Genomic DNA, 24762 nt, shown 5'->3' on the forward strand with positions numbered 1-24762 from the left:
CGCGACTCATGAGTGCTCGGTTATATGCGGGCCAATTGGTTGTGCGGTAGATTTTGTGTGTAGGCTTCTTCATTTGAAAATTATATCGCTGAAAAAGCCTTTACAGATAGGTTTGTGCAACAAAGCCCTTTTGAATTAAAGCAAAAACTGTTGAAAGAGACTTCAGCCAAAGAACATTTTGAAAATCTTTGCAAAGAGCATGGTATTGATGGAGGGAGCCCACAACTTTCAGAAACATACTCTGAATAAGATGTATTAGTTCAGATCGGACAATACAACCAATAATAGAACCCTTAAACATTGAATTTAAGGGCTTATATATTCAGTCGAGCATTTCTGAATTGAATTCTGGTGTATATGACGTCACCATAACCCACTAATATTTATAAATTATTTACTATGCATTTTCTTGCATTAATTGTTCTAAATAATTCGACCATGCTTGCATCATCACTATCCTCTCCTCCAAATACTTTGTTCGGTTATACGCCCTTCCATGCATATCACGGACCTGATGAGCTAACTGCTGCTCAATACGTTCAATAGGAAATTTCAATACTTCATCTAATAAAGTTCTTGCTGTTGCTCTGAACCCATGCCCAGTTGTTTCACCATTTTCAAAGCCATATTGCTTTAATCGCTTATTAATAGTCGATTCACTGATGGTTTTCGTTTTATCTCGCATAGACACAAAACAATATTCGGTATATCCAGTAATGCAATACAATTCTTGGAACAGCTTCAAGACTTGATCAGACAAAGGAACAATATGTTGTAGGGCTGTCTGATTTTTGGTCTTAGGCGGTGTATAACTCCATGTTCTATTTTTAAAATCGATATCTGCCCATTTTGCTGCACGTAATTCTCCTGGACGTACAAAAACATGAGGTAATATTCTCACGGCATAGTCTATTGTGATATCACCACGGCCAACACTATTATTAATATTCCACAATAACTGTCCTAGCATTTGTTCATTTGTGATCGCTGATCTATGCTTGGTTTTACCAACTTTTAATATCCCACTAATCTGGTCCGCAACATTAAATTGACACAATCCTAAAGCAATCGCATATCGAAAGACTTGAGATGCTTTGCTTCGCATTCTTTTAGCGGAATCAGTCTTTCCTTGCCTTTCGTAAATACGGCAAACATCTAAAATCTGAGTAGGTGTTATATCGGTTATTACCATCTCACCTATTGATGCATATAGCTTATCCCATACGAATTCGTTTCTTCGCTGAGTACTAGGCTCAAGTTCTTCCGTCTTACGATATTCATCAGCGATTAAAGCGAAAGTATTTTTACCTAATTTAGCTTCTTCGTCATTTTTCTTCAGAATTGCTGGATCTATATTTTGAGCAAGTAATTCTCGATATTCTGTTCTTTTTGCTCGGGCATTTAGTAATGATACCTCTGGGTATGTGCCCAAAGAAATACTATTACGCTTTTTAGTGATTGGGCGAGCGTAGTCCAATCTCCAATAGGAATTGCCATTTTTATTAATAATAAAAAATAGTCCTTTACCATCTGAAAGTTTAATTTGAACCTTTGTTGATAACTTTCTATGTGAATTTACAGCTGAACGAATCTGTGTATCTGTCAGATTTACAATTACTTTTGGCATTTTTACGGTAAGCCTTCGCAATAATTTTGAAATTACCGCAAAAATTACCGCAAAAAACTTAAATAACCTAAAACACCTTCGGACAATATCGGACAAGAGAAGTACGTAAGCTATTTATTTTTAATGATTTTCGTATTTCTTCGGATGAGGTAAAACAGTGAAATGGTGCGCTCAGCGGGACTCGAACCCACGCCACAGGCTTCGGAGACCTGTACTCTATCCAGTTGAGCTATGAGCGCTTATTTTGGATTGCGCACATCATAACAAAAAAAACTGTAAGGTAAAGCAACTATATAGATGTTAGGTATTTTTCTGCTTAAGCTTTATACAACGTTCTATTTTTAAAATGCAGAATTCCATACGATTTACTTGGTTTATTTGCCCCGATATCGCACAATACTCATACTATTTATAGAGTGAATTATTTATGACTGATGCACTAACGTTAAAGCAGCTGTCAAAAACCTATAAAAATGGGTTTCAGGCGCTTAAAGGTATTGATTTAACAGTACCCGAAGGTGAATTTTATGCACTTTTAGGTCCCAATGGTGCAGGAAAATCTACCACGATTAGTATTATCAGTTCACTAACCCGTAAAACTTCAGGTACTGTCGAAATTTTTGGGCACAATTTAGATACCCATCCCTCGCATGCAAAGCAGTGTTTGGGCGTTGTACCTCAAGAATTTAACTTTGGTCAATTTGAAAAAACATTTGATATTTTGGTGACTCAAGCTGGTTATTACGGTATTTCTAAAAAGATAGCAGAGAAACGTGCAGAGGAATATTTAGAAAAGCTTGGCCTTTGGGAAAAACGTAGCACCCAAGCACGCATGCTATCGGGCGGTATGAAACGCCGTTTAATGATCGCTCGTGCCATGATGCATGAACCTAAACTGCTGATTTTAGATGAGCCGACTGCTGGTGTTGATATTGAACTACGCCGTTCGATGTGGGATTTCCTCACTGAAATGAACGAAAAAGGCACGTCCATTATTTTAACGACACACTATTTAGAAGAAGCTGAAATGTTGTGCCGTCGAATCGCAATTATTGATCGTGGTGTGATTAAAGAAGACACCAGCATGAAAGGTTTCCTCAGCCAGTTGAATGAAGAAACATTTATTTTCGATCTAGCCGAACCCATTGAACCGATCCATATAGAAATTATTGGTGTCCGTTTCAACTTAGTAGATCCTGTCACCTTAGAAGTCACTATGGATAAAGGCCATACCTTGAATGATTTATTCCAACTCATGGAATCTCAAGGTATTCAGGTTCGAAGTATGCGTAATAAATCTAACCGACTAGAAGAACTGTTTGTCCGTATGGTCGAAAAAAATCTTGAAGGTGCAGCACAATGAATTTTAACCAACTGTGTATTGCCCTCTACACCTTAGTGTATAAAGAAATTCGCCGTTTCATGCGTATTTGGCCGCAAACCCTTCTCCCACCGGCAATCACCATGAGTTTGTACTTTGTGATTTTCGGTAATTTAGTCGGTTCACGCATTGGGCAAATGGGTGGTTTTAGCTATATGCAGTTCATCGTGCCCGGCTTAATTATGATGGCGGTCATTACCAACAGCTATGCCAATGTGTCATCCAGTTTCTTTAGTGCAAAATTTCAAAAAAGCATCGAAGAATTAATCATGAGTCCAGTGCCGTTACACATGGTGCTTTGGGGTTATGTGATCGGTGGTGTTTGCCGTGGTGTTTTAGTCGGCTTTATTGTCACTGCGATGAGCCTATTTTTTACTGAATTACACCTGACCAATATCTTCGTAACTATATATACAGTTCTCATTACTTCGCTGCTGTTTTCTCTTGGCGGATTTATTAATGCTGTTTATGCAAAGTCTTTTGACGACATTTCGATTATCCCGACTTTCGTCCTGACTCCGCTGACTTATTTAGGCGGTGTTTTCTATGCCATCTCATCACTGAGTCCTTTTTGGCAAAATCTCTCTTTAATCAACCCTGTCGTGTATATGGTCAATGCATTCCGCTACGGTATTTTAGGTCATAGCGATGTGAATGTCGGCATTTCATTGACAGTTATTACTGCATGTTGCGTTGTACTTTATGGCGTGGCGTATCATTTACTTTCTCGTGGTTCAGGAATGCGTGAATAATGAGTGTAGAACAATCCCTTTTAGGCAAAGACACCAATTACCCAACAGAATATCAACCTGCTATTCTGTTTCCGATTGCACGTGCCACTGCACGTGAACAATATGCCCATGTGGAAGGCATCCGCCAAGGTACAGACTGGTGGCATGTTTTTGAAATTTCTTGGTTAAATGCTTCTGGTGTGCCTCAAGTCGCTATTGGCCGTTTAACTTTGCCTGCAAGTTCAGACAACCTCATCGAATCGAAATCTTTAAAGCTCTACTTTAATAGTATGAACTTTACCAAATTTGATTCTCAGGCAGCGTTTAAAGCAACCGTTGAAAAAGACTTATCTGCTGCAGCCAATGCCGCTGTGACTATTGATCTATTTCATGTTGATGAAGTTGAAATTTCAAAACCGCAAGGCATCTGTATTGATGACTTAGAACCCACCCAGTTAGAAAATCATCCAAATGCAGCTTTACTCTCTTTAGATGAAGATGCAGCGCAAGAAGAAGTTGAAATTCAACTTTATTCACATTTATTAAGAAGTAACTGTCCAGTCACGGGTCAACCTGATTGGGGAACGGTATTTATACGGTATAAAGGTACTAAGCCTTGTTATCGTAGTATTCTGGCTTATATTATTTCTTACCGTCAGCATAATGGTTTCCACGAACAATGTGTGGAGCAAATGTTTGCCGATATTTGGCAACATTTAAAACCAAGTCAGCTGATGGTATATGCTGCCTATACACGCCGTGGTGGATTGGATATCAACCCTTGTCGTGTATCGGATTTAACATGGATGCCTCGCCCCATTCGATTGGCGCGACAATAAAAAAATTGAGGTTAGTGATGCCATTTTTTGGTTTTATTCCTTCTGAGGAACTTCTAAGCAGTATCCAAAATGGTCACGCGAAAAAAAATTCGAGTGAACCCCTTTATCCTTTACGTGATAAAACAGCTTTGCTGATTAATGAAGAAATCATTGGTGCAACTATATTAGCTCCTGTTCATCTGTTTCCTGCAAGCGATAAGCGCGACACAGCAGAAAAACTGGCTGGCTATGTCAAATCAACAGTCGCTGTATTGTTAAAGCAGCTATTGGGTAAATCTCCGAATGATGTGGTGAAACAATCCATTGAATTTTCAGAACGAAGTTTATTTCAAGACGCGACTGGCACTTATCGTGTAGGTCTGAGCTTAGATGCAGGATTGGTCACTAACCTTAAGAACAGTTATGCCGAAATTAAATCGGGTGTAGATATCAATAAAGCTGCTTTTGGTGAACTGTATAAACAGTTTGCTGAAGCTGCAGTGCGTCATTTTATGAATGACTTTAATAAAACACTCGATTTAGGCATGATTAAGCGTAAAGCAGCCGATATCGGTTCTTCTGCTGTGATTAAAGCTATTCATATTGCAATTGATAAGATTTTCCCAAATCTGACCAAAGAAGAGCTAGGTGCCCTTGCAGAAGCACATGATTCGATGTTTAACAAATAAATCGCACTACTCGTCAAAACCTAGCTTCAGCTAGGTTTTTTTATGGCTAAACGCATAAAATCGAATCCCGATACAATGACTATATAGTCATGCAAACACAGTTCTAGAATTGAACAGATTTTTATTAAAAGAAAGACAGTACATTGATATCCACAATTTTTAAAAATCTACAAAGAACAGGAAGAACCTGAATATAGATCATATTTTAATGTGAGCCGTCATTTTGGCTTAAATTTCAATGCGTCCATTTTAATATTCAATCTCTTTCTTTTTTATCATTCAGTCTATATTTCTACTATATAGCGACGTTTTCAACAGCATTGAAGCGCTGGCGAACAAAAACTATGTAATGAATAAAACACTGCTTGCATATGGGTGTTTTAGACCGATACCTTTTTAATCCTATCCCTTTATTTTTAGATATAACATTGCAACTTTTGTAGCTTCTAAACAGTATTTCGCAACGCGATAAAGTTTACTCGTTCTGCGTTTTTATGACGCATGAGTTTTAGAGTCATCTTTATTTCAAATGATTTGTGAATATTTGAAAGTTATGTAAATGAATATGTCACTTTTCAATATGTTAACTGCGAAAAAACCCTTTGCTTTGTCTTTTTTTGTATATCTATTTATGAAAGCATGCGCTGTCAGTGGTATCTTAGTTGCTATTGGTAACGTTTACCTTTAATGAGCTATGAAACCAGAAGGTCATCACAATTTTCAGGATCTTTTCCCCTCGAAATTTTGTTCATACTCATCGCTAAAGCAACTGGAAATTTTTTATTTATGCTAAATCGAAATTTTTATAAAAAACTATCACATATTGCCATTATGGCCGGTTCAATTTCACTGACTAGTTTCTGTCAAGCCAACGACTTTCAGTCTCATCCAGCCTATGCAGCTTTTAAACAAAATACCATGCAAACCTATGGTTTAAGTGAGAGTCAAATTGATTGGGCAATGCAAGGTAGTAAAAACCTACCCAATATTATTAGCATTATGAATAGACCTGGTGAATCAAAGCCTTGGTACCAATACAAAACCAATTTTTTAGCTGAAAGTACAATTCAACGCGGCGTTCGCTTCAAAAATCAATATGCCGACACTTTAAATCGTGCAGAACAACAATTTGGTGTGCCTCAATCCGTGATTTTAGGCATTTTGGGTGTTGAAACAGGCTACGGCAGCAATAAAGGTAATTTTATTACCCGTGATGCTTTGGCGACCCTTGGTTTTGGCTATGAACGCCGTGCGCAATATTTCCAAGATGAACTTGCTGCACTGATTGCTTGGTCATATAAAGATGGTGTTCCAACCAACTCTGTCGTCGGTTCATATGCAGGTGCTGTGGGTTATCCTCAATTTATGCCAAGTAACATTCCAAAATTTGGTGTGGACTACGATGGCAATGGTCATGTTGACCTGCGTAATTCGGCTGTCGATGCCATTGGTTCAATTGCAAATTATTTAGCAAATTATGGTTGGCAGCGTAATCAACCGATTGCTTTTGCTGCTCGCTATAGCGGAAACAACCCAGATGCTATTATTGCAAAGGATTTAAACCAGCCAACACCCTATGGTGTACTCAAGGCTCAAGGTGTAACCCCTATGAATCCATTGGTAAAAATCGATGATCTCGATTTAGTCAATGTCATCCAATTGCAAGATAGTTATGGACCAATTTATTACATCACTTATCCAAATTTTCAGGTCATTACAACCTATAACAAAAGCCGTATGTATGCGACTGCACTATGGCTTTTAGGCACTGAAGTTACCAGTCGATAAGACTGGTTTTTTCTTATAGAACAAAAAAGTCAACAAATATTTTCACCAAAATGAGCATTTAATCGTCATTTTACACATCTTGTTACATTATTGATTATTTATTAACCAAATATTGTTAATTTTTTAGACATTTTCAAAGTATTTTAATTAAACACTAGACAGCCTATTGATGGCATGAATATTATCCATCTCGTTAAATGTAGTTGCAAAAGTGAAATATCAGACGTGTTTACATGGATATCAGCGACTTAGTTGAACCAGTAAATATGCCATTGGGAGATAAACAATGCAGTCATCAATTATTAAATATGCCTTAGCGCTTGCCACGGCAGTTGCGCTAAGTCAGTCACAAGCTGAGATGGTTCAGTCATCATCATTCAATCATGATAATGACAACTCGCGTCTTGCAGCTCGTGTATTGAATAAAGAAGCTCAAAGCTTCAATTCAAACTTTACGAATTTAAGTAGCCTTTCAATCACTGAGCGTTCTGGCGATAAAATTCGTCGTCAAACAATCGCTGCTAAAATCGAAATTCCTGAAGATGAGCCTTCAGTGATTGAAAAGTTAAATACTGTTGCATCGAATACTGTTCGTAAGTTCACTCAAACAGGTACTGCTTCTTGGTACGGTCGTCAATTCCACGGTCGTAAAACAGCAAGCGGTGAAACGTTTGACATGAACGCACTTACAGCAGCACATCGTAGCCTGCCACTTAATTGCTTTATTCGTGTTACGAATCGCAATAATGGTAAAAGCGTCGTGGTGAAAGTAAATGACCGTGGTCCATTCCATGGTAACCGTGTTCTTGATTTATCTTATGGTGCTGCTAAGCAATTGGGTATTACCAGTGCAGGTACTGCAAATGTGAGCATTGAACGCGTAGACGGTCCAAATTCTTAATTCTCCAATGAAGTGACTGCAGTTAACAGACCACGCCTAGCGTGGTTTTTTATTTGAAGCCTCTTAGCCTTTCAAATCATCAGTAATCCTGATTTTGACCCTTCCCGCATTCTTGTTTATATTGAAGTCCTTCCCCATGATTAAGGACTATCATGAAAACAATCAACGAATGGTTTGATGAATACAGCGAAAGTCATCAAAATAAAACCAATAAAATGATTCACTGGATTTGCGTACCCACGATTTATTTTTCAATCATTGGCATATTGGCGCATTTTAGCGCGCTACTTACTGCTGTCTTACTTGCTTTAGCATTTATCTTTTACGCACGTTTAGACATTGTCCTTGCTGTTGCAATCGCCGCGTTAACATTAATCATGGCATGGCTAATTTGGGTGTTACCAGTTGGATATGGCTTTTATATCGCGCTCTTTATATTCGCATGGATTGGTCAATTTTATGGCCATAAAATTGAAGGTAAAAAGCCCTCTTTTTTCAAAGATCTCCAATTCCTCCTCATTGGCCCTATTTGGTGTTTAGATACATTTGCAGGAAAAGTACTTGATAATTGGAAAACACGCTATAAATCGCAAATAAAGAGCATTTAGAGCACGATTAATTTCATAGATCTCTTTTTCACTTATTCCACATCGGTTTTCTTCATATTCGATGCTTAAAACCCTATTGTTTATAGGTGTATTTATCTCTGGTATTTCCAATCATTTTTTCTATTTATACGACCAAAAAGCCAGTGTTTAAACACTGGCTTTTACTCAATATGATTAATCCAATTTTATGTTGATAGCTTCATCTGAATCATGATCATTTAAATAACTAAAGTTAAAAACGACTACGTGATTTTTATTGATAGGTTTTACCTTGATGCTTTAACCAACCATCTTGATGACGTCCATTCGGATCGTGATGTGTCCAATGCATCACACCACCCTGATCTGAATATTCATATTCACCGTAAAATTGAACCGTATCGCCTTTTTGCAAGTCGTCAATTCGTGGAGCAAGATCGATATTATGTGCGACTAAAAGCGTTTGACCATTATTTAAGGTCAAAATGAACTTTTGATGTCGGCTACCTTCATTATCATCTCGAAGTACCGCTTTCACTTGACCCGCACCCTCAACCTGAACATTACTGAGTTTATTTTTAAATGCATGCGCAATAATATCTTCAGCACTCTGCCCTTTTTGATGAACATCTACTGTTTGTACTGATTCTATTTGTGGCTGTGAGTTTTGTTCAGCTGTCGTCTGAACCTGTGCAGTTTTTTTTTGTTGTAAATCTATTCCGAAATAAGCTGCTGCAAGCGCAACAATAATTCCGCCGATGGTTAAGTTTGTTTTGTTTGCCATAACTAAGTTTAAATCTAAATTTTCAACTCATTATAGTCATTAATATGGATAAAAATAGAATCTATGCACAAGAATGCACACAATATAAAGTTTAAATAGCTTTGAAATCAGTAAAGCTACAGCCATAAAAAAAGCCCTCTAAAACGAGGGCTTTTTTCTACAAATAATCAGAGATTATTTTGCAGCAGCTTGAGCAGCAGCAACTTCTTCAGCGAAAGAAAGTTCAGCTTTTTTCTCAATACCTTCACCAACTTCGAAACGTACGAAGTTAGCAACAGTAGTACCAGTTGCTTTAAGAACTTCTGCAACTTTCTTATCGTTGTCGATAACGTACATTTGGTTCTCAAGAACAACTTCGTTCAAGTATTTTTGAACTGAACCAGTTACCATTTTTTCAACGATGTTTGCTGGTTTACCAGATTCAATTGCTTTGGCTTCAGCAATTTCTTTTTCTTTAGCGATAAGTTCAGCAGAAACGCCAGCTTCGTTTACAGCAACAGGGTTGAATGCAGCGATGTGCATAGCCAAACCTTTACCAGTTTCAGCATCACCAGCGTATGCAACTACAACACCGATTTTTAAACCGTGTTTGTAAACTGCAAGGTTGTCGCCTTCAACGATTTGAGCACGACGTACTTGGATGTTTTCACCGATTTTTTGAACAAGCGCAATACGAGCTTCTTCAACAGTAGCACCATCTTCAAGTTTCAATTCAGCAATTTGAGCAACGTCAGTTACACCAGCAGCAAGCGCAGCAGCAGCAACTTTAGCAGAGAAACCAGCAAAGTTTTCGTCTTTAGCAACGAAGTCAGTTTGACAGTTCACTTCTAAAAGGATTGCTTTATTACCTTCTTGAGCGATAGTGATCGCGCCGTCAGCAGCAATGTTACCTGCTTTTTTAGCAGCTTTAGCTTGACCAGATTTACGAAGGTTGTCGATCGCTAATTCGATGTCACCGCCCGCTTCTGTTAATGCTTTTTTACATTCCATCATTGCAAGACCAGTACGATCGCGCAATTCTTTAACCATGCTTGCTGTAACTGCAGTCATGTTAATCTCCTAAATACGGTAGAAAATGAATTCTTTTTAGAACAGAAACGGCCCAGAGCTGTCTCTTGGGCCGTCTGCATACATGACGCTTACTTTGCCACCATCACGTGTCGCAAAAATGACAAGCTTACGTCAAACGCATTAAGCCTCAGAAGCAGGAGCTTCTTCGCCTTTAGCTTGTGCATTTGCTTGTGATTGAGCATATTCTTTACCAGCAAGAATCGCATCAGCCATAGCAGAAGCGTAAAGAGTAACTGCACGGATCGCATCGTCGTTACCAGGGATAACGTAGTCTACGTTGTCTGGGTTAGAGTTTGTATCAACGATACCGATAACAGGAATACCAAGGTTTTTAGCTTCTTTAATTGCAATTGCTTCGTGATCAACATCGATTACGAATAATGCGTCAGGTAAACCACCCATGTTTTTAACGCCGCCAAGAGCGCGTTCAAGTTTTTCCATCTCACGAGTACGTTCTAAAGCTTCACGTTTAGTAAGTTTAGCGAAAGTACCGTCAGTAGATTGAGTTTGAAGGTCTTTTAGACGGTTGATTGACTGGCGAAGAGTTTTCCAGTTAGTCAACATACCACCCAACCAGCGGTGATCAACATATGGTTGACCTGCACGTTGAGCTTGTTCACGGATGATTGCAGAAGCTGCACGTTTTGTACCAACGAACAAAACTTTGTTCTTTTTGCTAGCCAAGTTGTTAGCAAAGTTCAAAGCATCATTTAACGCAGGAACAGTGTGCTCAAGGTTGATGATGTGAATTTTGTTGCGCGCGCCGAAGATGTATTCGCGCATTTTTGGATTCCAAAAACGTGTTTGGTGACCGAAGTGTGCGCCTGCTTGAAGAAGGTCGCGCATGCTTACGTTGTAATCTGCCATTTTCTTTACCTTAAAGTTTGGGTTAGGCCTCCATATACCCGCATTCTCCACCTAAAAAGGCACCCAGAGAAATGTGTCGATATATGTGCGGATTTTATTGCCCCATCGCACAAAGCTCGTGAAAGATATTCACGAAAAAGCATTTGATAAAATGGGCGGCTATTTATACCATAGTCACATACAAATTTCCAAAAGTTTTTAGAGATCATGAACAGTACTTACGAAGCTCCACGTCGATTAATTAAAACGCCTGACGAAATTGAAAAAATGCGCGTCGCGGGTCGACTGGCGGCAGAAGTTTTGGATATGATCAAACCGCATATTGTTCCAGGTGTGACTACCCTCGAACTTGATACGATTTGTCATGACTATATTGTCAACAAACAAGAAGCTATTCCTGCTTGTTTAGGTTATGGCGCTGCGCCGGGTCGTCCAGCGTTCCAGCACGTGATCTGTACTTCAGTGAACCATGTTGTGTGTCACGGTATTCCATCTGAAAGCAAAAAGTTAAAAAAAGGTGACATCTTAAACATCGATGTCACTGTGATTAAAGATGGTTACCACGGTGATACCAACATGATGTACATCGTGGGTGGTGAAACATCTATTTTAGCGAACCGTTTATGTAAAGTTGCTCAAGAAGCCATGTACCGTGGTATGGCGGTAGTAAAACCGGGCGCAACCATGGGCGATATCGGTAATGCCATTCAACAATATGTTGAATCAGAACGTTTTGGCGTTGTACGTGAATACTGTGGTCATGGTATCGGTACTGTTTTCCACGACGAACCACAAGTTTTACACTACGGTCAACCCAATACAGGCATGATCTTAGAAGAAGGCATGACCTTTACCATCGAACCAATGGTGAACGGTGGCGACTGGAAAACCAAACTTCTTGGCGACAAATGGACTGTCGTGACTAAAGATCATAGCTTGTCTGCACAGTACGAACACACGCTACTTGTAACAAAAAATGGTGTAGAAGTGCTAACTGCTCGCCCTGAAGAAGATCTATCGCGTTTTGTTCAATAAGCAAAGTATTTGAAGCACAAAATTTTATTAAAAATGGTCACACATATTGTGGCCTTTTTTATGCCCTATTTTTGTCCGTGACTTTAAGAATTTGCCATAAAATTTGATTAAAAATTTAAGTAACTCAATGTAAATTTTCTCAATTATATGGTTAGGATGGAATATCACACTTTTTTGCACATTGTTGATTTTGCCACTCCCCATTACTGTGCATTTAAGCTAAGATAGTGTGCTTTTTATTTTTTAATCCCTATAAGAAGGAATACTGCCGTGGACGTACGTCTGTCTGATCGTGTAAATAGCATCAAACCGTCCCCTACACTTGCTGTTACTAACAAAGCTGCTGAATTGAAGGCTGCTGGTAAAAACGTAATTGGTTTAGGCGCAGGTGAACCGGATTTCGATACCCCACAACACATCAAAGATGCTGCAATTGCTGCTATCAACAATGGCTTCACTAAATATACAGCTGTTGACGGTACTCCAGGTCTTAAAAAAGCAATTATTGCTAAATTAAAACGCGACAATAACCTTGATTACGCTGCAAACCAAATTTTGGTTTCTTGTGGTGGTAAACAATCTTTCTTTAACTTGGCACTTGCTTTGTTAAACAAAGGTGACGAAGTAATTATCCCTGCTCCTTACTGGGTAAGCTACCCAGACATGGTGATCATTGCTGAAGGCACTCCTGTAATTGTGAAATGTGGTGAAGACCAACGTTTCAAAATTACGCCTGCTCAATTAGAAGCTGCAATCACTGACAAAACTCGTTTAGTGGTTCTAAACAGCCCTTCTAACCCAACAGGTATGATCTACACTAAAGAAGAATTACTTGCTTTAGCTGACGTTCTACGTAAATACCCTGAAGTTTTAGTTGCTTCTGATGACATGTACGAACCAATCCGTTGGGACGACGAATTCTATAACATCGCAACAGTTGCACCAGACCTTTACGATCGCGTAATCGTTCTTAACGGTGTATCTAAAGCTTATGCAATGACTGGCTGGCGTATTGGCTACGCAGCGGGCCCTGCTAAACTTATTGGTGCGATGAAAAAAATCCAATCTCAATCAACTTCAAACCCAACTTCTATTTCACAAGTTGCTGCTGAAGCTGCATTGAATGGCCCTCAAGACGTTCTTGAGCCAATGATTGAAGCATTCAAACGCCGTCACGACCTAGTTGTGAAAGGCTTGAATGACATCAACGGTATTACTTGCCTTCCTGCTGACGGTGCATTCTATGCATACGCAAACATCCGTCCACTGATTCGTGCAAAAGGTTTAAAATCTTGCACAGAATTCTCTGCATGGTTATTGGAAGAAACTGGTGTTGCCGTAGTTCCTGGTGATGCGTTCGGTCTAGGTGGTTACATGCGTATTTCTTATGCAACTGCAGACGAAGTGCTTGTAGATGCACTTGCACGTATCAAGAAAGCTGCTGACTCAATCGAAGGCGTAGACGCTGCGATTGCTTCAATTGCTGCTGAAAAATAATTTGATCTAAAGATCAAATCAAAAAAACCCGCGATATTCGCGGGTTTTTTTATATCTGAGCCATTTTATAATATTTGCTATGTTTCCATTTAAGGATAATAAGACGACGGCGTATGCCAGTTAAATGCCATGCCTCCTGAACACACTCCTCACCGATTTTAGCCGATACCAAAATACTAAATGCAAGATTACTCAATGAAAGCTTCAAAGAATCAACTTGACAATAATTTCAACAATTAGCTATGTTAAACTTAGATTCCTTTTTAGAACTCGTAAAATAGGCCAGAATAATGAACCCAAAAGAAATGACCGGACTGCAACTTCTACAAGCCATGTGTGCAGGGAAAATTCCTCCTGCAAGTATTAGCGAAACTATTGCCTTATGAAGTATCTGAGGGCAGTATTAGCTTTAAGGCTAAAGCAGATGCACGACACATAAATCCGCTAGGCGGCGTGCATGGTGGCTTTGCTGCTACGGTACTCGACTCGGTGACAGGTTGTGCCATTCACACGTTATTAGAGGCTGGTGTGGGTTATGGCACCATCGACTTAAATATTAAAATGTGTCGTCCGATCCCAAAGAATGTTGAACTTACAGCGATAGGAACAGTCATTAATATCAGTAAAAATTTAGGGATTTCTGAAGGGAAAATTATTGATGACAATGGCAAACTTTATGCACATGCAACTGCAACTTGCATGATTATACGTCCTTAATATTTTTATTTTTCTGCTCGCAATTCAATGCGAGCAGATGATGATTCAAACTTAAATTGCTGAATGTAAGGCGCGAATTAATTGGCCTTCGCTTAGATCAATGCGATTACTGCCCTTTTGAAAGCAATAATATTTTAAAGCACTATCTAACTCAACACGAAGTTCCCGTTGTTCTGAAATAGACCATACTTTAGAACGATTTGAGCCTGATAACGCATTACCTGCCAATTGGTATAAATACAAATCTTGCTTGCGTTGCAAAGGCACACGACGGCCATCATCTTGATATTCAAAACGTAAATGACATGGCGCGTTGATCAACCATTTTTCACTAAACCACAGTTGTAATAAATCACCCAATGCTAAGTCACGTCGACCCAAAGGCCAAACGTCAACGTACGCCCCTTCGACAGGTGTTTGATATTGCTCTTGGTTACTGATAATGGAAAGATAGTTTTCTTGATAAAAAGAAAAGTTTGAAAAAATCTGAGAAATAGTCAGCGTATTCATTCGCTTTCTCCTGTTTAGCCATTTTAGTGCTGGCAAGTTGGGTTTAAATCCACACTGTTTAAACATATGTTTAAACGCTCTGTTGTTGCATTCAGACTATCAATTGAATTTTTTCTTTGCAAGCCTAAGATTCATTTTTTCTAAAAAATCCTTCTTTTTGTTCAAATAAAAAACATCTATCACGCATTTCTCCTCATATTGGTATTTTTAGCTTGACCCTCTTCAAAATCTGCTTATAATCGCATTCAGATTCTCCAATAGCTCAGTCGGTAGAGCGACGGACTGTTAATCCGCAGGTCCCTGGTTCGAGCCCAGGTTGGAGAGCCAAATTCTAAAGCCCATTTATTTAAATGGGCTTTTTTAATGCCTATGATTTACATATAATCTATAAGTCATTGTCATTAAAATAAAAAAAATGTTCATTCAAGTTGATGCTGAATCAAATAAAACTGCCTTAAAACACTACCTCACTGCATTCATTTTTCTTTTAATTATTATCAGCCCATTTGCAATTTATTTGGTGAGCTGCACACCCGAAAGTGAAATTGAGCAACATTTCAAAACACCACCCAATTTATATAATAGTGAATCTAACACCCTTCTTGACAGCAACCTACAGTGGTTGATTCCACCTCAGCAGATTCAAAATCACAATAGCATTCCCGAAATATCTGAATCTGTATTGAACGAGATAACAGAAGGACAATATTGGTCGAGCACACCGATTACACTGCAAAACCAATCTGATCAACTGTATATCCATATTGATTTTGCAGGTCAGCAACAAACTCGAAAAGATCTTGAAATTTCGGTACTGCCGTTATGTATTGTTCACGAGAAAGAAACACCATGTATGAAAGCTGGGTTAAATGCAACTGGACAACTTTTTAACATCTCAACTCAAAAAAATACGCAATATCACACACTAGAGACCAATAAGTCATGGATGTTTTATGGCCATGAATTCCAAGAAAATTATATTATTCCACCACAAGCCACTCTCAAATTTTTAGTTAAAGCCAACATCCCTGAACACTTAACCCTGCAATGGCTTAGGCTAAGCATCAGTACTAGCCCCATTGTTGAGAAACAGCAAAATTTTATGCTCATGACGCAAAACAGTATAAGAATAAAATATGCACTTGCTCTATTGCCATTCTTCATATTAGCTTTGATGCACATTTTTCAAGGGTTTGAAAGCCTGCGTAATTTATCTATCGGCGCACTTTCAGCACTTTTATTTGCAATCAACACCATCATTTGGGATATCCATTATATGGTGATTGGCTGCCTGATTTTATGTTTTGCAAGTGTCTGTTATTGTTTTGAGAGCCGATATTATCGATTGCTTTATTTAACGGGTTGTTTACTGATTGCAGGCTATTCGCAGCAATATTATGGTGGTTTTAATAAACACTTTTTCACTCAAACCAGTTTAATTTTATTGATAGGTTTATCGATGTTTTATCTTGAACCTAAAGATAGCTAAATCATTTTCATAAAAAAGCTCCGCAAATCGCAGAGCTTTTTCTCTTTAAATCACATTAAAACTCAAAGTATATTTATATCGTTTTAATGCGTGTTCCTTCATTTCAAAAGGCTGTTGATAATCCATTTTCAGCAAATACTGACCACGATCTGATAGGTTAAAATTCAAATTTCCATCTTGATCAGTTTTAAGCGTTTTATAAACTTTTCCTTCACGGCTGTAATCCGTGGTTTGCTGCAAAATTTCAACCTGTAAACCCGCAACCGCTTTTTTCTGATCTAGCACTTTCAGTTGCACAGGCTCATTATGCTTTATAGCATTTGGATGGGTTTTAAATTGCACATCAAAGCCATCATGTAAATGATTCACCACATGTGTAGAGGTTGCACGGCGTGATACAAAAGTTTCAATGATTTCCTGCGTTTGAATACTTTTGATTTGCGACTTTTTAGTCAACTCGGCTGTATAAATGACATTTGCATTCGCAGTTTTTTGAGGATCACGCACACCATTGATTAACGCTTTCCACTGCTTTTGATCATAAGCAAAACGCGCTGTACTTCCCTGCTTTTCACCGCGAATACGATACGTGCCATCTTGCTTATTTTCTAAACTATAACTGCTGACTGTTTGAGTTTTTGCCCAATCGGCATCTGTTAGATGCAGCTTTTCACCTGACGGTGTATGTACATGGAAATTAAAATTTTTAATGGCTATTTCAGAAACAAACGGATTGTCATAAAAACCAGAAAGAATGGCACTATGATTATTAAATGTTTGATAGTTTAGAGGTGCAACATAAGGATAATGCGCTTCAGCCTGACCAACCGCACACAAAGCGATACAGAGTAAAGTGAATTGTAATTTCATATTGAATAAGTGAGCTTAAATTGTTTGATTCATAGAGATCGTTTCATTTTAGATTCACCCAAGATAATTATAAATAATTCTTATTATCATTTATTTTAAGTGCATAAAAAATCCCCCATTCTGGAGGATTCTTTTATCAAGCTGCTTTGACTGGCACACCACTATGAAAGCGGAATAACTCATCTGGGCTGCTAATCAGATTTTTTTCAACTTCACGAATATGCTCAATACGCATCTGAATATCTTCTTTCGGGTTCTTTAGCTTATTGGTCGTCGCCACATCCATGGCCAATGCTAAATAGTCCTCATAATGGCGTGATTCAGACTTTAGCAAATAGCGGTAGTAACGACCCAACTCTTCATCCACGTGCGGTGCAAGCGCATAGAAACGTTCGCATGAACGTGCTTCAACGAATGCGCCGATCACCAAAATATCAATTAACGCTTCTGGCTCATAAGTCCGCACTTCTTTACGTAAACCACCTGCATACCGACCAGCACTGATTGCAGTCCATTCCTGACCACGTTTTGCCATCAGTTCCAGCACTTGCTCATAATGAAGCATTTCTTCACGTACTAGCTGTGCCAGTTTGATTTGTAAATCCGAGAAAAAACTATAACGAAACATCAAATTCATTGCTGTACTTGCAGCTTTCTTTTCACAATTGGCATGATCCTGCATCAGGATATCCAAATTATTTAAAGCTTCATCTAGCCATGCTTTTGGTGTTTCACACCCCAAGAAGCCAATGACTGGCTTCATTAGGGCATCATAATCAATATTTGACATATACTTTACTTAAAAAATTAACGTGCGGCTTTAATCGCAGCTTTCATTTGTTTTACAGACTGTGCCAATCCAATAAACACTGCATCAGCAATAATCGAGTGACCAATATTTAGTTCATGAATTTGCGCAATGCGAGCAATTGGAGTGACATTGTCAATATTTAAGCCATGACCAGCATTCACAATCAAACCTTTAGATGCCGCATATTCAGCACCTTGAATGATACGCTCCAGCTCTGCTTTCTGCGCTTCAGGTGTTTCAGCATCTGCATATGCACCTGTATGCAACTCAATCGTTGGCGCGCCACAGGCAATCGCCGCATCAATTTGAGCAAAGTCAGCATCAATAAATAATGAAACTTCGCAACCAATCGCTGCGAGTGCTTGAGTCGCATTTTTTACATCTTCAAAATGCCCAACAACATCTAGACCGCCTTCAGTCGTGACTTCTTCACGCTTTTCAGGAACAAAGCATACATGATGCGGCTGAATCTCTTTGGCAAATTCAACCATTTCATTGGTCACTGCCATTTCAAGATTCATATGGGTTTTTAATACAGAACGCATACGACGAACATCATCATCTTTAATATGGCGACGATCTTCACGTAAATGTAGCGTAATCCCTTCCGCCCCCGCTTGCTCACAAATAATTGCGGCATTCACAGGATCTGGATAAGTTGTCCCACGTGCATTTCGTAGTGTTGCCACATGGTCAATATTTACACCAAGCAAAGCTGCCATAATTCTTTCCTAATGACGTTGAGTTTGAGAATTCTGTATCCACAATTGACGACTTTTTAATGGACGATCGCCAAGCAAGGAAGTAATCATTTGTCGGTACAACTTAGACAGTAATTGTAACTGTTCAGAATTAAATTCCCCACCTTTTTCATAATCACACATACTTAAAATATGTTGACCTGACAATGTTGCGCGTGAGGCTTTAATGACAGGTTGAAAACCTTCATTTAAATGAAATTGATAATTTTCATGAAGCTGAATTTGCTGTTGATTTGCATCAGTTGAATAATCCAGCGCATAACCCAACTCTTCAAGTAGCTCATGCTCAAACTGTCTAAGGATTTGTCGCAAAAACAGGTCAGGATTTTCTTGCGCAGACATGCATTGGAGTTGTTCTAAGGTATGCGCATATTGAGCAAATGTCTCTGGCATCTCGACCTCTAAGGGACATAACCTCAATAAGACTTCATTCAAATAAAAACCTGAAAAAAAAGCATCCCCATAAAAGAATATGGGTTGATTTACAATTTCAAGTTTACTGAAATTTTTAAGCTCAGACTTGCCGGAGGCTTGCAAGCAGATCGGTTGATACTGAGGCGGAGGTGTTTGCCTGAGAATACCATCAACTCGGCCATGCTCCTGCGTAAACAAGTGCACGATATGACTTTTTTCACGATATTTACGATGGTGAATTAAATAACCATGCAGTATCTCATTACGCATGATTTAAGATATTAATCCTTGTCTTTCTTTTTCTTTTCGTCTTCTTCATCATCACCCCCATCTGGAATGACTGCACCTACAACTGCAGCGGTCCCTTTGACCACGCCTTTTGTGGTTTTATAAGCCACTTTGACAGGAACAGTAACGATTTTATGAATACACCCTTGTAGAAACAAAACACATGCCACTACAGCTAATACTTTCATCATTACTCTTCCCTCAAAGTTTTAAATGTCTAGCAATTAAATATCGCTATAACCCAAGCTTTTCAATGCACGTTCATCATCAGACCAACCACCTTTGACTTTCACCCAAAGTGTCAGCATGATTTTTTGCTCGAACATTTTTTCCATATCCACACGTGCATCCATACCGATTTTCTTCAGTTTGGCACCTTTCTCACCAATCACAATGGCTTTTTGGCCAGAGCGATCGACAAAAATCGTCGCATCAATATAGGTACACGCCGCTTTAGGACGACCTGTTTTTGGATTAATTGTTGCTTCTTCTGTTTTAAACGACTCAATTTGAACGGTTAAATCATAAGGCAGCTCTTCACCCAATTGACGCATGATTTTTTCACGGATAATTTCAGATGCAAGGAAACGCTCTGAACGATCAGTCAATTGCTCAAGTGAATACAGTGGTGGTTGGAACGGCAGATATTTCTCAATCGTACTGCGCAAATGATCCAAATTTGCACCGCGTAACGCTGATACAGGAACAATTTCTGCAAAATTCATTAATTTCGCACGTTCTTGTATCAAGGGTAATGCATGGTTTTTGTTTTCTAGCGTATCAATTTTATTGATCACAAGAATCACTGGCATATCGGCATTTTTTAGCTTCTCTAACACTAAATCATCATTCTGTGTCCATTTGTCTGCATCAATCACAAACAAAACCAAGTTCACATCACGAAGTGCAGAATGCGCCGCACGGTTCATCATTTTATTGATGGCACGAACTTCTTTTTTGTGCATCCCAGGCGTATCAACAAATACCGCTTGAGACTTTTCACGTGAGTCAATACCCACAATTTTATGACGCGTCGTTTGTGGTTTACGAGACGTAATTGAAAGTTTTTGACCCAAAATATGGTTCATTAACGTTGATTTACCCACGTTTGGACGACCAACAATCGCCACAAAACCACTTTTAAAATCGGCAGGGATTTCAGTGCCTTGTGCACTAAAAAACTGACTAATTAAATCGTTACTGTCGCCTTGCGACTCGTGATCAGCATCTACGTGATCGGAATGAGTAGTCATTAAGACTTTTTCTCCAAAATTTCTAAGATTTCTGCCGCTACAGCTTGTTCAGCAAAGCGACGGCTTGAACCTTCACCGTATTTAACAGGGAGCCCTTCGACTGTACATTCAACTTTAAAATGTTGGTTCGGAGCATCACCCTGAATATCTACAACCTCGTAAACCGGGAGAGGTTTTTTACGTGCTTGTAAATACTCTTGCAAACGTGATTTAGGGTCTTTCAGTTGATCGGTCGGTTCAATATGATCTAAATATGGCACATACCATTTAAGAACAATCGGTTCCAGAATTTTTAAATCCTGACAATCGACATAGATTGCACCAATGATCGATTCAACGGTATCTGCAAGTATAGACTCACGATGATGACCGCCAGATTTCAACTCACCTGTACTCAAGATTAATTCTTGACTGAGTTTTAAGTCATTGGCAATTTTTCCTAGCGCTTCCTGACGAACCAGTGTCGCACGCATACGCGTTAGACGCCCTTCATTTTCATGCGGGTAGGCATGGTACAGATAATTGGCAATTATCATACCCAATAATGAATCGCCCAGATATTCTAGGCGTTCATAATTGTATTTATGGCTCACCGATCGGTGGGTCAAGGCCAGTTGTAACAATTCAGGTTGTTTAAACTGATAACCGATACGACTTGCTAAACGAGCTTCATTTAGCTTGGACTGAGCTTTGATCAAAACTTTTCTCGAACTTCAACACAATATCAATATTCAATAAGAAAGGTTTTCTTATTTCATAATCTGTTTTCACTTGTAGACCATCTACATTAGTGACTTGAGCAATATCTTTAAAATTTAAATCACGTACACCATTCATATCTAAACGCTGTGACATTTGTGACTCAAACTTACTCGGAGCAATATTTTTAGGACTGCTCTTCATCAATTCTTCAATTTCATTGTTGACGAGACGGTCGTCAACATACGGTCCCCAAACCGCAATTAAAGCTTTAGCTAAAAAAGCAAACCCAATAATAGCAATTAAAATTGCGATATAAGACGTTCCCCGTTGATGTCTCATTTTATTTTCCTGATGTAAGACTAATCAATACTGCCATTACGACTAAATGAAGGCAGTTTTAAACCAGGTTCCTTATGCATCCACTTGTAAAAAGCACGTCCAGTGAGGTTTTCTTCAGGCACAAAGCCCCAAAAACGACTGTCCGCACTTTGATCGCGATTATCCCCCATCGCGAAATAGTGACCTTCAGGAACCTTAACTTCCCAATATAAACCATTTTCTGTTGAATATTTACCATTTTCAACATAGTTGATAAATGGTGCTTGGCGCGCAACATTGACGCCTTCAAGCTCACGCATGGTAAACGTATGCTTACCCATGGTTTCTTTATGATAAATCGATGTAGGTGTATCAAGTTGATCTTTTTCACGGCTAAATTCTACAGGAACTTTTGCCACCTTTTGACCATTCACACTCAGTTGACCATGATCGTAAATAATATGATCACCTGGTAAACCGACCACTCGTTTAATATAGCTGATGGTTGGTTGTGGTGGATAACGGAATACAATGACATCACCACGCTCAGGTTCACCGACATCAAGAATTTTTTTATTGACGATAGGTAAACGTACGCCATACTGATATTTATTCACCACAATAAAATCACCTGTTTCTAAGGTTGGAACCATAGAGTCAGATGGAATATTAAATGGCTCATATAAGAATGAACGCATCACCAAAACTATCGCTAAAATCGGCCAGAAATCATAAGCCCATGCGATAACGACATTTTCATTCCCCTTACCTTTGGTCTGCCGTTGCTTCCAGACAAACTTATCCAACAACCAAATTAAGAAAAAAATGACTGTGGCAGGAACAAGGATCAAATTAAAGTCAAAATCCATGAGCTCATAAACCTCTATTTATTATCTTTCTACTTTCAATACAGCAAGGAACGCTTCTTGTGGGATTTCGACGCTGCCCACTTGTTTCATACGTTTCTTACCTTCTTTTTGTTTCGCAAGAAGTTTCTTCTTACGCGACACGTCACCACCATAACATTTAGCCAAAACGTTTTTACGCATCGCTTTTACAGTTGAACGTGCAATGATTTGTGCACCAATCGCTGCTTGAATAGCAACATCGAACATTTGACGTGGAATTAAATCTTTCATTTTTTCCACAAGTGCAATACCACGATGGCGAGCATCTTGTCGGTGGCAAATCATGGCCAAGGCATCAACCTTTTCACCGTTGATTAACACATCCACCTTAACTAGGGATGAAGACTCAAAACGCACAAAGTTATAGTCTAACGATGCAAAACCGCGTGAACATGATTTCAATTTATCAAAGAAATCCATCACTACTTCAGCCATTGGAATTTCAAACGTAATGGCCACTTGGTTCGCCATAAACTTCATATTCTTTTGAACGCCGCGACGTTCAACACATAACGTCATCACATTACCCAAGTATTCTTGCGGTACTAAAATGTGACATTCGGCAATTGGCTCACGTAAGTCTTCAACTGTTGAACCATCAGGCATTTTAGAAGGACTGTCGATATAAATGGTTTGACCATTTTTCATCACCGCTTCATAAATTACGGTTGGTGCTGAAGAAATCAGGTCCAGATCATACTCACGTTCTAAACGTTCTTGTACAATTTCCATGTGCAGCATACCCAAGAAGCCACAACGGAAGCCAAAACCAAGTGCATCTGAACTTTCAGGTTCAAAGAACAACGCTGAGTCATTAATTTGCAGTTTGTGCAGCGCCTCACGGAACGGTTCAAATTCACTTGAATCGATTGGGAATAAACCTGCATAGACCTGTGGTTTCACTTTTTTGAAACCCGGTAAGCTTTGAACTTCTGGTGTAGTTGCCAAGGTAATCGTATCACCAACTGGAGCACCAAAAATATCTTTAATACCCGCGATCACGAAACCAACTTCACCTGCTTCGAGCATGTCAGTTTCTGTATGTTTAGGATTAAAAATACCTACTGAGGTGATGATGTGCGTTTGACCAGTTGATTTCATCAACATTTTATCGCCTTTACGCACACGACCTTCTTTAATACGAACTAAAGAAACCACACCCAAATAGTTGTCGAACCAAGAGTCAACAATTAAGGCTTGTAATGGTGCATTACGATCGCCTTCGGGTGCAGGAATGACATTGACTAGTGTTTCAAGCACCCCTTCAATGCCTAGACCGGTTTTAGCTGAACATGTAGGTGCTTCAGTCGCTTCGATACCAATAATGTCTTCAATTTCTTGAATAACACGCTCTGGCTCTGCTTGCGGCAAATCGATTTTATTTAAAACAGGTAGGACTTCTAAGCCTTGTTCAATTGCTGTATAGCAGTTAGCAACAGACTGGGCTTCTACACCTTGTGCAGCATCGACCACCAATAATGCGCCTTCACATGCAGCAAGTGAACGTGAAACTTCATAAGAAAAGTCAACGTGCCCAGGTGTGTCAATAAAGTTAAGCTGGTATTCTTCACCGTTAGGATGAGTGTAATACAAAGTCACAGACGTAGCTTTAATCGTAATACCACGCTCACGTTCTAATTCCATAGAATCTAGAACCTGTGCCTGCATTTCACGATCTTGCAGGCCACCACAAGTTTGAATAAATCGGTCGGCAAGCGTCGACTTACCATGGTCGATATGCGCAATGATCGAGAAGTTACGAATGTTTTTTATATCAACAGATTTTTTAGCTTGCGCCATGGGCTACCTTGGAAAAATAAAAGCGCTATGCATGCAATTCTTTATGCATAGCAAAAGCCGAATAGAAATTGCCGAGGATTATAGCAGATGGATTTTTCAAAGTATCGAAAATAATGCATTGCTTTTATGCTAAGCACTTATCCTG

The 24762-nt window shown here is 39.1% G+C and carries 26 protein-coding genes, 2 tRNA genes and 1 pseudogene; 13 read left to right on the plus strand and 16 right to left on the minus strand.

Going from position 1 to position 24762, the window contains the following annotated elements:
• The first annotated feature begins 114 nt into the window (after window positions 1-114).
• Window positions 115-249 (plus strand): hypothetical protein, encoded by a 135-nt coding sequence (locus FTV11_RS17070; RefSeq protein WP_257223188.1) that lies wholly within the window; start codon window positions 115-117, stop codon window positions 247-249.
• 148 nt (window positions 250-397) lie between these two features.
• Here the strand turns inward: FTV11_RS17070 and FTV11_RS05570 are convergent, their stop codons facing one another.
• Window positions 398-1627, minus strand: coding sequence for an integrase arm-type DNA-binding domain-containing protein (locus tag FTV11_RS05570; RefSeq protein WP_180073565.1), 1230 nt, complete (start codon window positions 1625-1627; stop codon window positions 398-400).
• Window positions 1628-1790: 163 nt separating this feature from the next.
• A tRNA-Arg gene (locus FTV11_RS05575) sits at window positions 1791-1866 on the minus strand.
• A 188-nt stretch (window positions 1867-2054) separates the two neighbouring features.
• Between FTV11_RS05575 and FTV11_RS05580 the strand changes: the two genes are divergently transcribed.
• The 7 genes from FTV11_RS05580 (at window position 2055) to FTV11_RS05610 (ending at window position 8543) form a co-directional block, all read left to right on the plus strand.
• Complete coding sequence (locus tag FTV11_RS05580) at window positions 2055-2990, plus strand: ABC transporter ATP-binding protein (protein ID WP_168378014.1); 936 nt, start codon at window positions 2055-2057, stop codon at window positions 2988-2990.
• Window positions 2987-3760 (plus strand): ABC transporter permease, encoded by a 774-nt coding sequence (locus tag FTV11_RS05585; protein ID WP_078190306.1) that lies wholly within the window; start codon window positions 2987-2989, stop codon window positions 3758-3760. The genes FTV11_RS05580 and FTV11_RS05585 overlap by 4 nt, the downstream gene beginning before the upstream one ends.
• Complete coding sequence (queF, locus tag FTV11_RS05590) at window positions 3760-4578, plus strand: NADPH-dependent 7-cyano-7-deazaguanine reductase QueF (RefSeq protein ID WP_180007650.1); 819 nt, start codon at window positions 3760-3762, stop codon at window positions 4576-4578. The genes FTV11_RS05585 and queF overlap by 1 nt, the downstream gene beginning before the upstream one ends.
• A gap of 17 nt (window positions 4579-4595) precedes the next feature.
• Complete coding sequence (locus FTV11_RS05595; RefSeq protein WP_180007649.1) at window positions 4596-5246, plus strand: hypothetical protein; 651 nt, start codon at window positions 4596-4598, stop codon at window positions 5244-5246.
• A gap of 786 nt (window positions 5247-6032) precedes the next feature.
• Entirely contained in the window at window positions 6033-7034 is a 1002-nt protein-coding gene (gene mltB, locus FTV11_RS05600; protein ID WP_180007648.1) for a lytic murein transglycosylase B, read from the plus strand.
• A gap of 286 nt (window positions 7035-7320) precedes the next feature.
• Window positions 7321-7935: a septal ring lytic transglycosylase RlpA family protein gene (locus FTV11_RS05605; RefSeq protein ID WP_180007647.1), complete on the plus strand. Its 615-nt coding sequence runs from the start codon at window positions 7321-7323 to the stop codon at window positions 7933-7935.
• A 152-nt stretch (window positions 7936-8087) separates the two neighbouring features.
• The gene (locus FTV11_RS05610) at window positions 8088-8543 is read left to right on the plus strand and encodes a DUF962 domain-containing protein (protein ID WP_180073566.1); all 456 of its coding nucleotides are present in this window, start codon (window positions 8088-8090) and stop codon (window positions 8541-8543) included.
• Window positions 8544-8796: 253 nt separating this feature from the next.
• Here FTV11_RS05610 and FTV11_RS05615 read toward each other — a convergent pair whose 3' ends face one another.
• The 3 genes from FTV11_RS05615 to rpsB all read right to left on the minus strand — a co-directional run bounded on the left by FTV11_RS05615 (window position 8797) and on the right by rpsB (window position 11244).
• On the minus strand, window positions 8797-9306 hold the full coding sequence (locus tag FTV11_RS05615) for a DUF3465 domain-containing protein (protein ID WP_180073567.1): 510 nt from the start codon (window positions 9304-9306) through the stop codon (window positions 8797-8799).
• Between the two features lie 174 nt (window positions 9307-9480).
• Window positions 9481-10356: a translation elongation factor Ts gene (gene tsf / locus FTV11_RS05620; protein WP_180066391.1), complete on the minus strand. Its 876-nt coding sequence runs from the start codon at window positions 10354-10356 to the stop codon at window positions 9481-9483.
• A 141-nt stretch (window positions 10357-10497) separates the two neighbouring features.
• Window positions 10498-11244: a 30S ribosomal protein S2 gene (gene rpsB / locus FTV11_RS05625; protein ID WP_078190314.1), complete on the minus strand. Its 747-nt coding sequence runs from the start codon at window positions 11242-11244 to the stop codon at window positions 10498-10500.
• A gap of 207 nt (window positions 11245-11451) precedes the next feature.
• Between rpsB and map the strand changes: the two genes are divergently transcribed.
• From map to FTV11_RS05640, 3 genes and pseudogenes are all read left to right on the plus strand, one after another.
• A complete protein-coding gene (gene map, locus FTV11_RS05630; RefSeq protein WP_168378021.1) occupies window positions 11452-12279 on the plus strand; it encodes a type I methionyl aminopeptidase in 828 nt (275 codons plus the stop codon).
• Between the two features lie 270 nt (window positions 12280-12549).
• Complete coding sequence (locus tag FTV11_RS05635) at window positions 12550-13776, plus strand: pyridoxal phosphate-dependent aminotransferase (protein WP_111883988.1); 1227 nt, start codon at window positions 12550-12552, stop codon at window positions 13774-13776.
• 290 nt (window positions 13777-14066) lie between these two features.
• Window positions 14067-14493: pseudogene (locus FTV11_RS05640) on the plus strand (PaaI family thioesterase).
• 51 nt (window positions 14494-14544) lie between these two features.
• On the opposite strand, the gene FTV11_RS05645 reads toward FTV11_RS05640, so the two are convergent.
• Window positions 14545-15003, minus strand: a complete 459-nt coding sequence (locus FTV11_RS05645; RefSeq protein WP_180073568.1) for a hypothetical protein — start codon at window positions 15001-15003, stop codon at window positions 14545-14547.
• A 251-nt stretch (window positions 15004-15254) separates the two neighbouring features.
• On the opposite strand from FTV11_RS05645, the gene FTV11_RS05650 reads away from it, so the two are divergent.
• Window positions 15255-15330, plus strand: a tRNA-Asn gene (locus tag FTV11_RS05650).
• 88 nt (window positions 15331-15418) lie between these two features.
• Window positions 15419-16492, plus strand: coding sequence for a hypothetical protein (locus FTV11_RS05655; RefSeq protein WP_180073569.1), 1074 nt, complete (start codon window positions 15419-15421; stop codon window positions 16490-16492).
• A 45-nt stretch (window positions 16493-16537) separates the two neighbouring features.
• Here the strand turns inward: FTV11_RS05655 and FTV11_RS05660 are convergent, their stop codons facing one another.
• From FTV11_RS05660 to lepA, 10 genes are all read right to left on the minus strand, one after another.
• Window positions 16538-17362, minus strand: a complete 825-nt coding sequence (locus tag FTV11_RS05660; RefSeq protein ID WP_180073570.1) for a DUF4198 domain-containing protein — start codon at window positions 17360-17362, stop codon at window positions 16538-16540.
• Between the two features lie 136 nt (window positions 17363-17498).
• Window positions 17499-18152 (minus strand): tRNA-(ms[2]io[6]A)-hydroxylase, encoded by a 654-nt coding sequence (locus FTV11_RS05665; protein ID WP_078190322.1) that lies wholly within the window; start codon window positions 18150-18152, stop codon window positions 17499-17501.
• Window positions 18153-18169: 17 nt separating this feature from the next.
• Window positions 18170-18895 (minus strand): pyridoxine 5'-phosphate synthase, encoded by a 726-nt coding sequence (pdxJ, locus tag FTV11_RS05670; protein ID WP_180003244.1) that lies wholly within the window; start codon window positions 18893-18895, stop codon window positions 18170-18172.
• A 9-nt stretch (window positions 18896-18904) separates the two neighbouring features.
• A complete protein-coding gene (gene recO / locus FTV11_RS05675; RefSeq protein ID WP_180010013.1) occupies window positions 18905-19621 on the minus strand; it encodes a DNA repair protein RecO in 717 nt (238 codons plus the stop codon).
• Window positions 19622-19629: 8 nt separating this feature from the next.
• On the minus strand, window positions 19630-19827 hold the full coding sequence (locus tag FTV11_RS05680) for an NF038104 family lipoprotein (RefSeq protein ID WP_180009944.1): 198 nt from the start codon (window positions 19825-19827) through the stop codon (window positions 19630-19632).
• A 33-nt stretch (window positions 19828-19860) separates the two neighbouring features.
• On the minus strand, window positions 19861-20889 hold the full coding sequence (era, locus tag FTV11_RS05685) for a GTPase Era (protein WP_180007638.1): 1029 nt from the start codon (window positions 20887-20889) through the stop codon (window positions 19861-19863).
• The gene (gene rnc, locus FTV11_RS05690; protein ID WP_111883979.1) at window positions 20889-21587 is read right to left on the minus strand and encodes a ribonuclease III; all 699 of its coding nucleotides are present in this window, start codon (window positions 21585-21587) and stop codon (window positions 20889-20891) included. Before rnc ends, era begins: the two co-directional genes overlap by 1 nt.
• Window positions 21559-21930, minus strand: a complete 372-nt coding sequence (locus FTV11_RS05695; RefSeq protein WP_168378031.1) for a DUF4845 domain-containing protein — start codon at window positions 21928-21930, stop codon at window positions 21559-21561. Before FTV11_RS05695 ends, rnc begins: the two co-directional genes overlap by 29 nt.
• A gap of 20 nt (window positions 21931-21950) precedes the next feature.
• Entirely contained in the window at window positions 21951-22778 is an 828-nt protein-coding gene (gene lepB / locus FTV11_RS05700) for a signal peptidase I (protein ID WP_111883978.1), read from the minus strand.
• Window positions 22779-22799: 21 nt separating this feature from the next.
• Window positions 22800-24617: a translation elongation factor 4 gene (lepA, locus tag FTV11_RS05705; protein WP_078192005.1), complete on the minus strand. Its 1818-nt coding sequence runs from the start codon at window positions 24615-24617 to the stop codon at window positions 22800-22802.
• Window positions 24618-24762 lie beyond the last annotated feature (145 nt).

Source organism: Acinetobacter sp. YH12231 (assembly GCF_013417755.1).
GTDB lineage: Bacteria > Pseudomonadota > Gammaproteobacteria > Pseudomonadales > Moraxellaceae > Acinetobacter > Acinetobacter amyesii.

Excerpts from the sequence above, each read along its gene's own strand:
- FTV11_RS05570 (WP_180073565.1), bottom strand. The coding sequence starts at position 1,627 with ATGCCAAAAGTAATTGTAAATCTGACAGATACACAGATTCGTTCAGCT.
- FTV11_RS05580 (WP_168378014.1), top strand. The coding sequence starts at position 2,055 with ATGACTGATGCACTAACGTTAAAGCAGCTGTCAAAAACCTATAAAAAT.
- FTV11_RS05585 (WP_078190306.1), top strand. The coding sequence starts at position 2,987 with ATGAATTTTAACCAACTGTGTATTGCCCTCTACACCTTAGTGTATAAA.
- queF (WP_180007650.1), top strand. The coding sequence starts at position 3,760 with ATGAGTGTAGAACAATCCCTTTTAGGCAAAGACACCAATTACCCAACA.
- FTV11_RS05595 (WP_180007649.1), top strand. The coding sequence starts at position 4,596 with ATGCCATTTTTTGGTTTTATTCCTTCTGAGGAACTTCTAAGCAGTATC.
- mltB (WP_180007648.1), top strand. The coding sequence starts at position 6,033 with ATGCTAAATCGAAATTTTTATAAAAAACTATCACATATTGCCATTATG.
- FTV11_RS05605 (WP_180007647.1), top strand. The coding sequence starts at position 7,321 with ATGCAGTCATCAATTATTAAATATGCCTTAGCGCTTGCCACGGCAGTT.
- FTV11_RS05610 (WP_180073566.1), top strand. The coding sequence starts at position 8,088 with ATGAAAACAATCAACGAATGGTTTGATGAATACAGCGAAAGTCATCAA.
- FTV11_RS05615 (WP_180073567.1), bottom strand. The coding sequence starts at position 9,306 with ATGGCAAACAAAACAAACTTAACCATCGGCGGAATTATTGTTGCGCTT.
- tsf (WP_180066391.1), bottom strand. The coding sequence starts at position 10,356 with ATGACTGCAGTTACAGCAAGCATGGTTAAAGAATTGCGCGATCGTACT.
- rpsB (WP_078190314.1), bottom strand. The coding sequence starts at position 11,244 with ATGGCAGATTACAACGTAAGCATGCGCGACCTTCTTCAAGCAGGCGCA.
- map (WP_168378021.1), top strand. The coding sequence starts at position 11,452 with ATGAACAGTACTTACGAAGCTCCACGTCGATTAATTAAAACGCCTGAC.
- FTV11_RS05645 (WP_180073568.1), bottom strand. The coding sequence starts at position 15,003 with ATGAATACGCTGACTATTTCTCAGATTTTTTCAAACTTTTCTTTTTAT.
- FTV11_RS05655 (WP_180073569.1), top strand. The coding sequence starts at position 15,419 with ATGTTCATTCAAGTTGATGCTGAATCAAATAAAACTGCCTTAAAACAC.
- FTV11_RS05660 (WP_180073570.1), bottom strand. The coding sequence starts at position 17,362 with ATGAAATTACAATTCACTTTACTCTGTATCGCTTTGTGTGCGGTTGGT.
- FTV11_RS05665 (WP_078190322.1), bottom strand. The coding sequence starts at position 18,152 with ATGTCAAATATTGATTATGATGCCCTAATGAAGCCAGTCATTGGCTTC.
- pdxJ (WP_180003244.1), bottom strand. The coding sequence starts at position 18,895 with ATGGCAGCTTTGCTTGGTGTAAATATTGACCATGTGGCAACACTACGA.
- FTV11_RS05680 (WP_180009944.1), bottom strand. The coding sequence starts at position 19,827 with ATGATGAAAGTATTAGCTGTAGTGGCATGTGTTTTGTTTCTACAAGGG.
- era (WP_180007638.1), bottom strand. The coding sequence starts at position 20,889 with ATGACTACTCATTCCGATCACGTAGATGCTGATCACGAGTCGCAAGGC.
- FTV11_RS05695 (WP_168378031.1), bottom strand. The coding sequence starts at position 21,930 with ATGAGACATCAACGGGGAACGTCTTATATCGCAATTTTAATTGCTATT.
- lepB (WP_111883978.1), bottom strand. The coding sequence starts at position 22,778 with ATGGATTTTGACTTTAATTTGATCCTTGTTCCTGCCACAGTCATTTTT.
- lepA (WP_078192005.1), bottom strand. The coding sequence starts at position 24,617 with ATGGCGCAAGCTAAAAAATCTGTTGATATAAAAAACATTCGTAACTTC.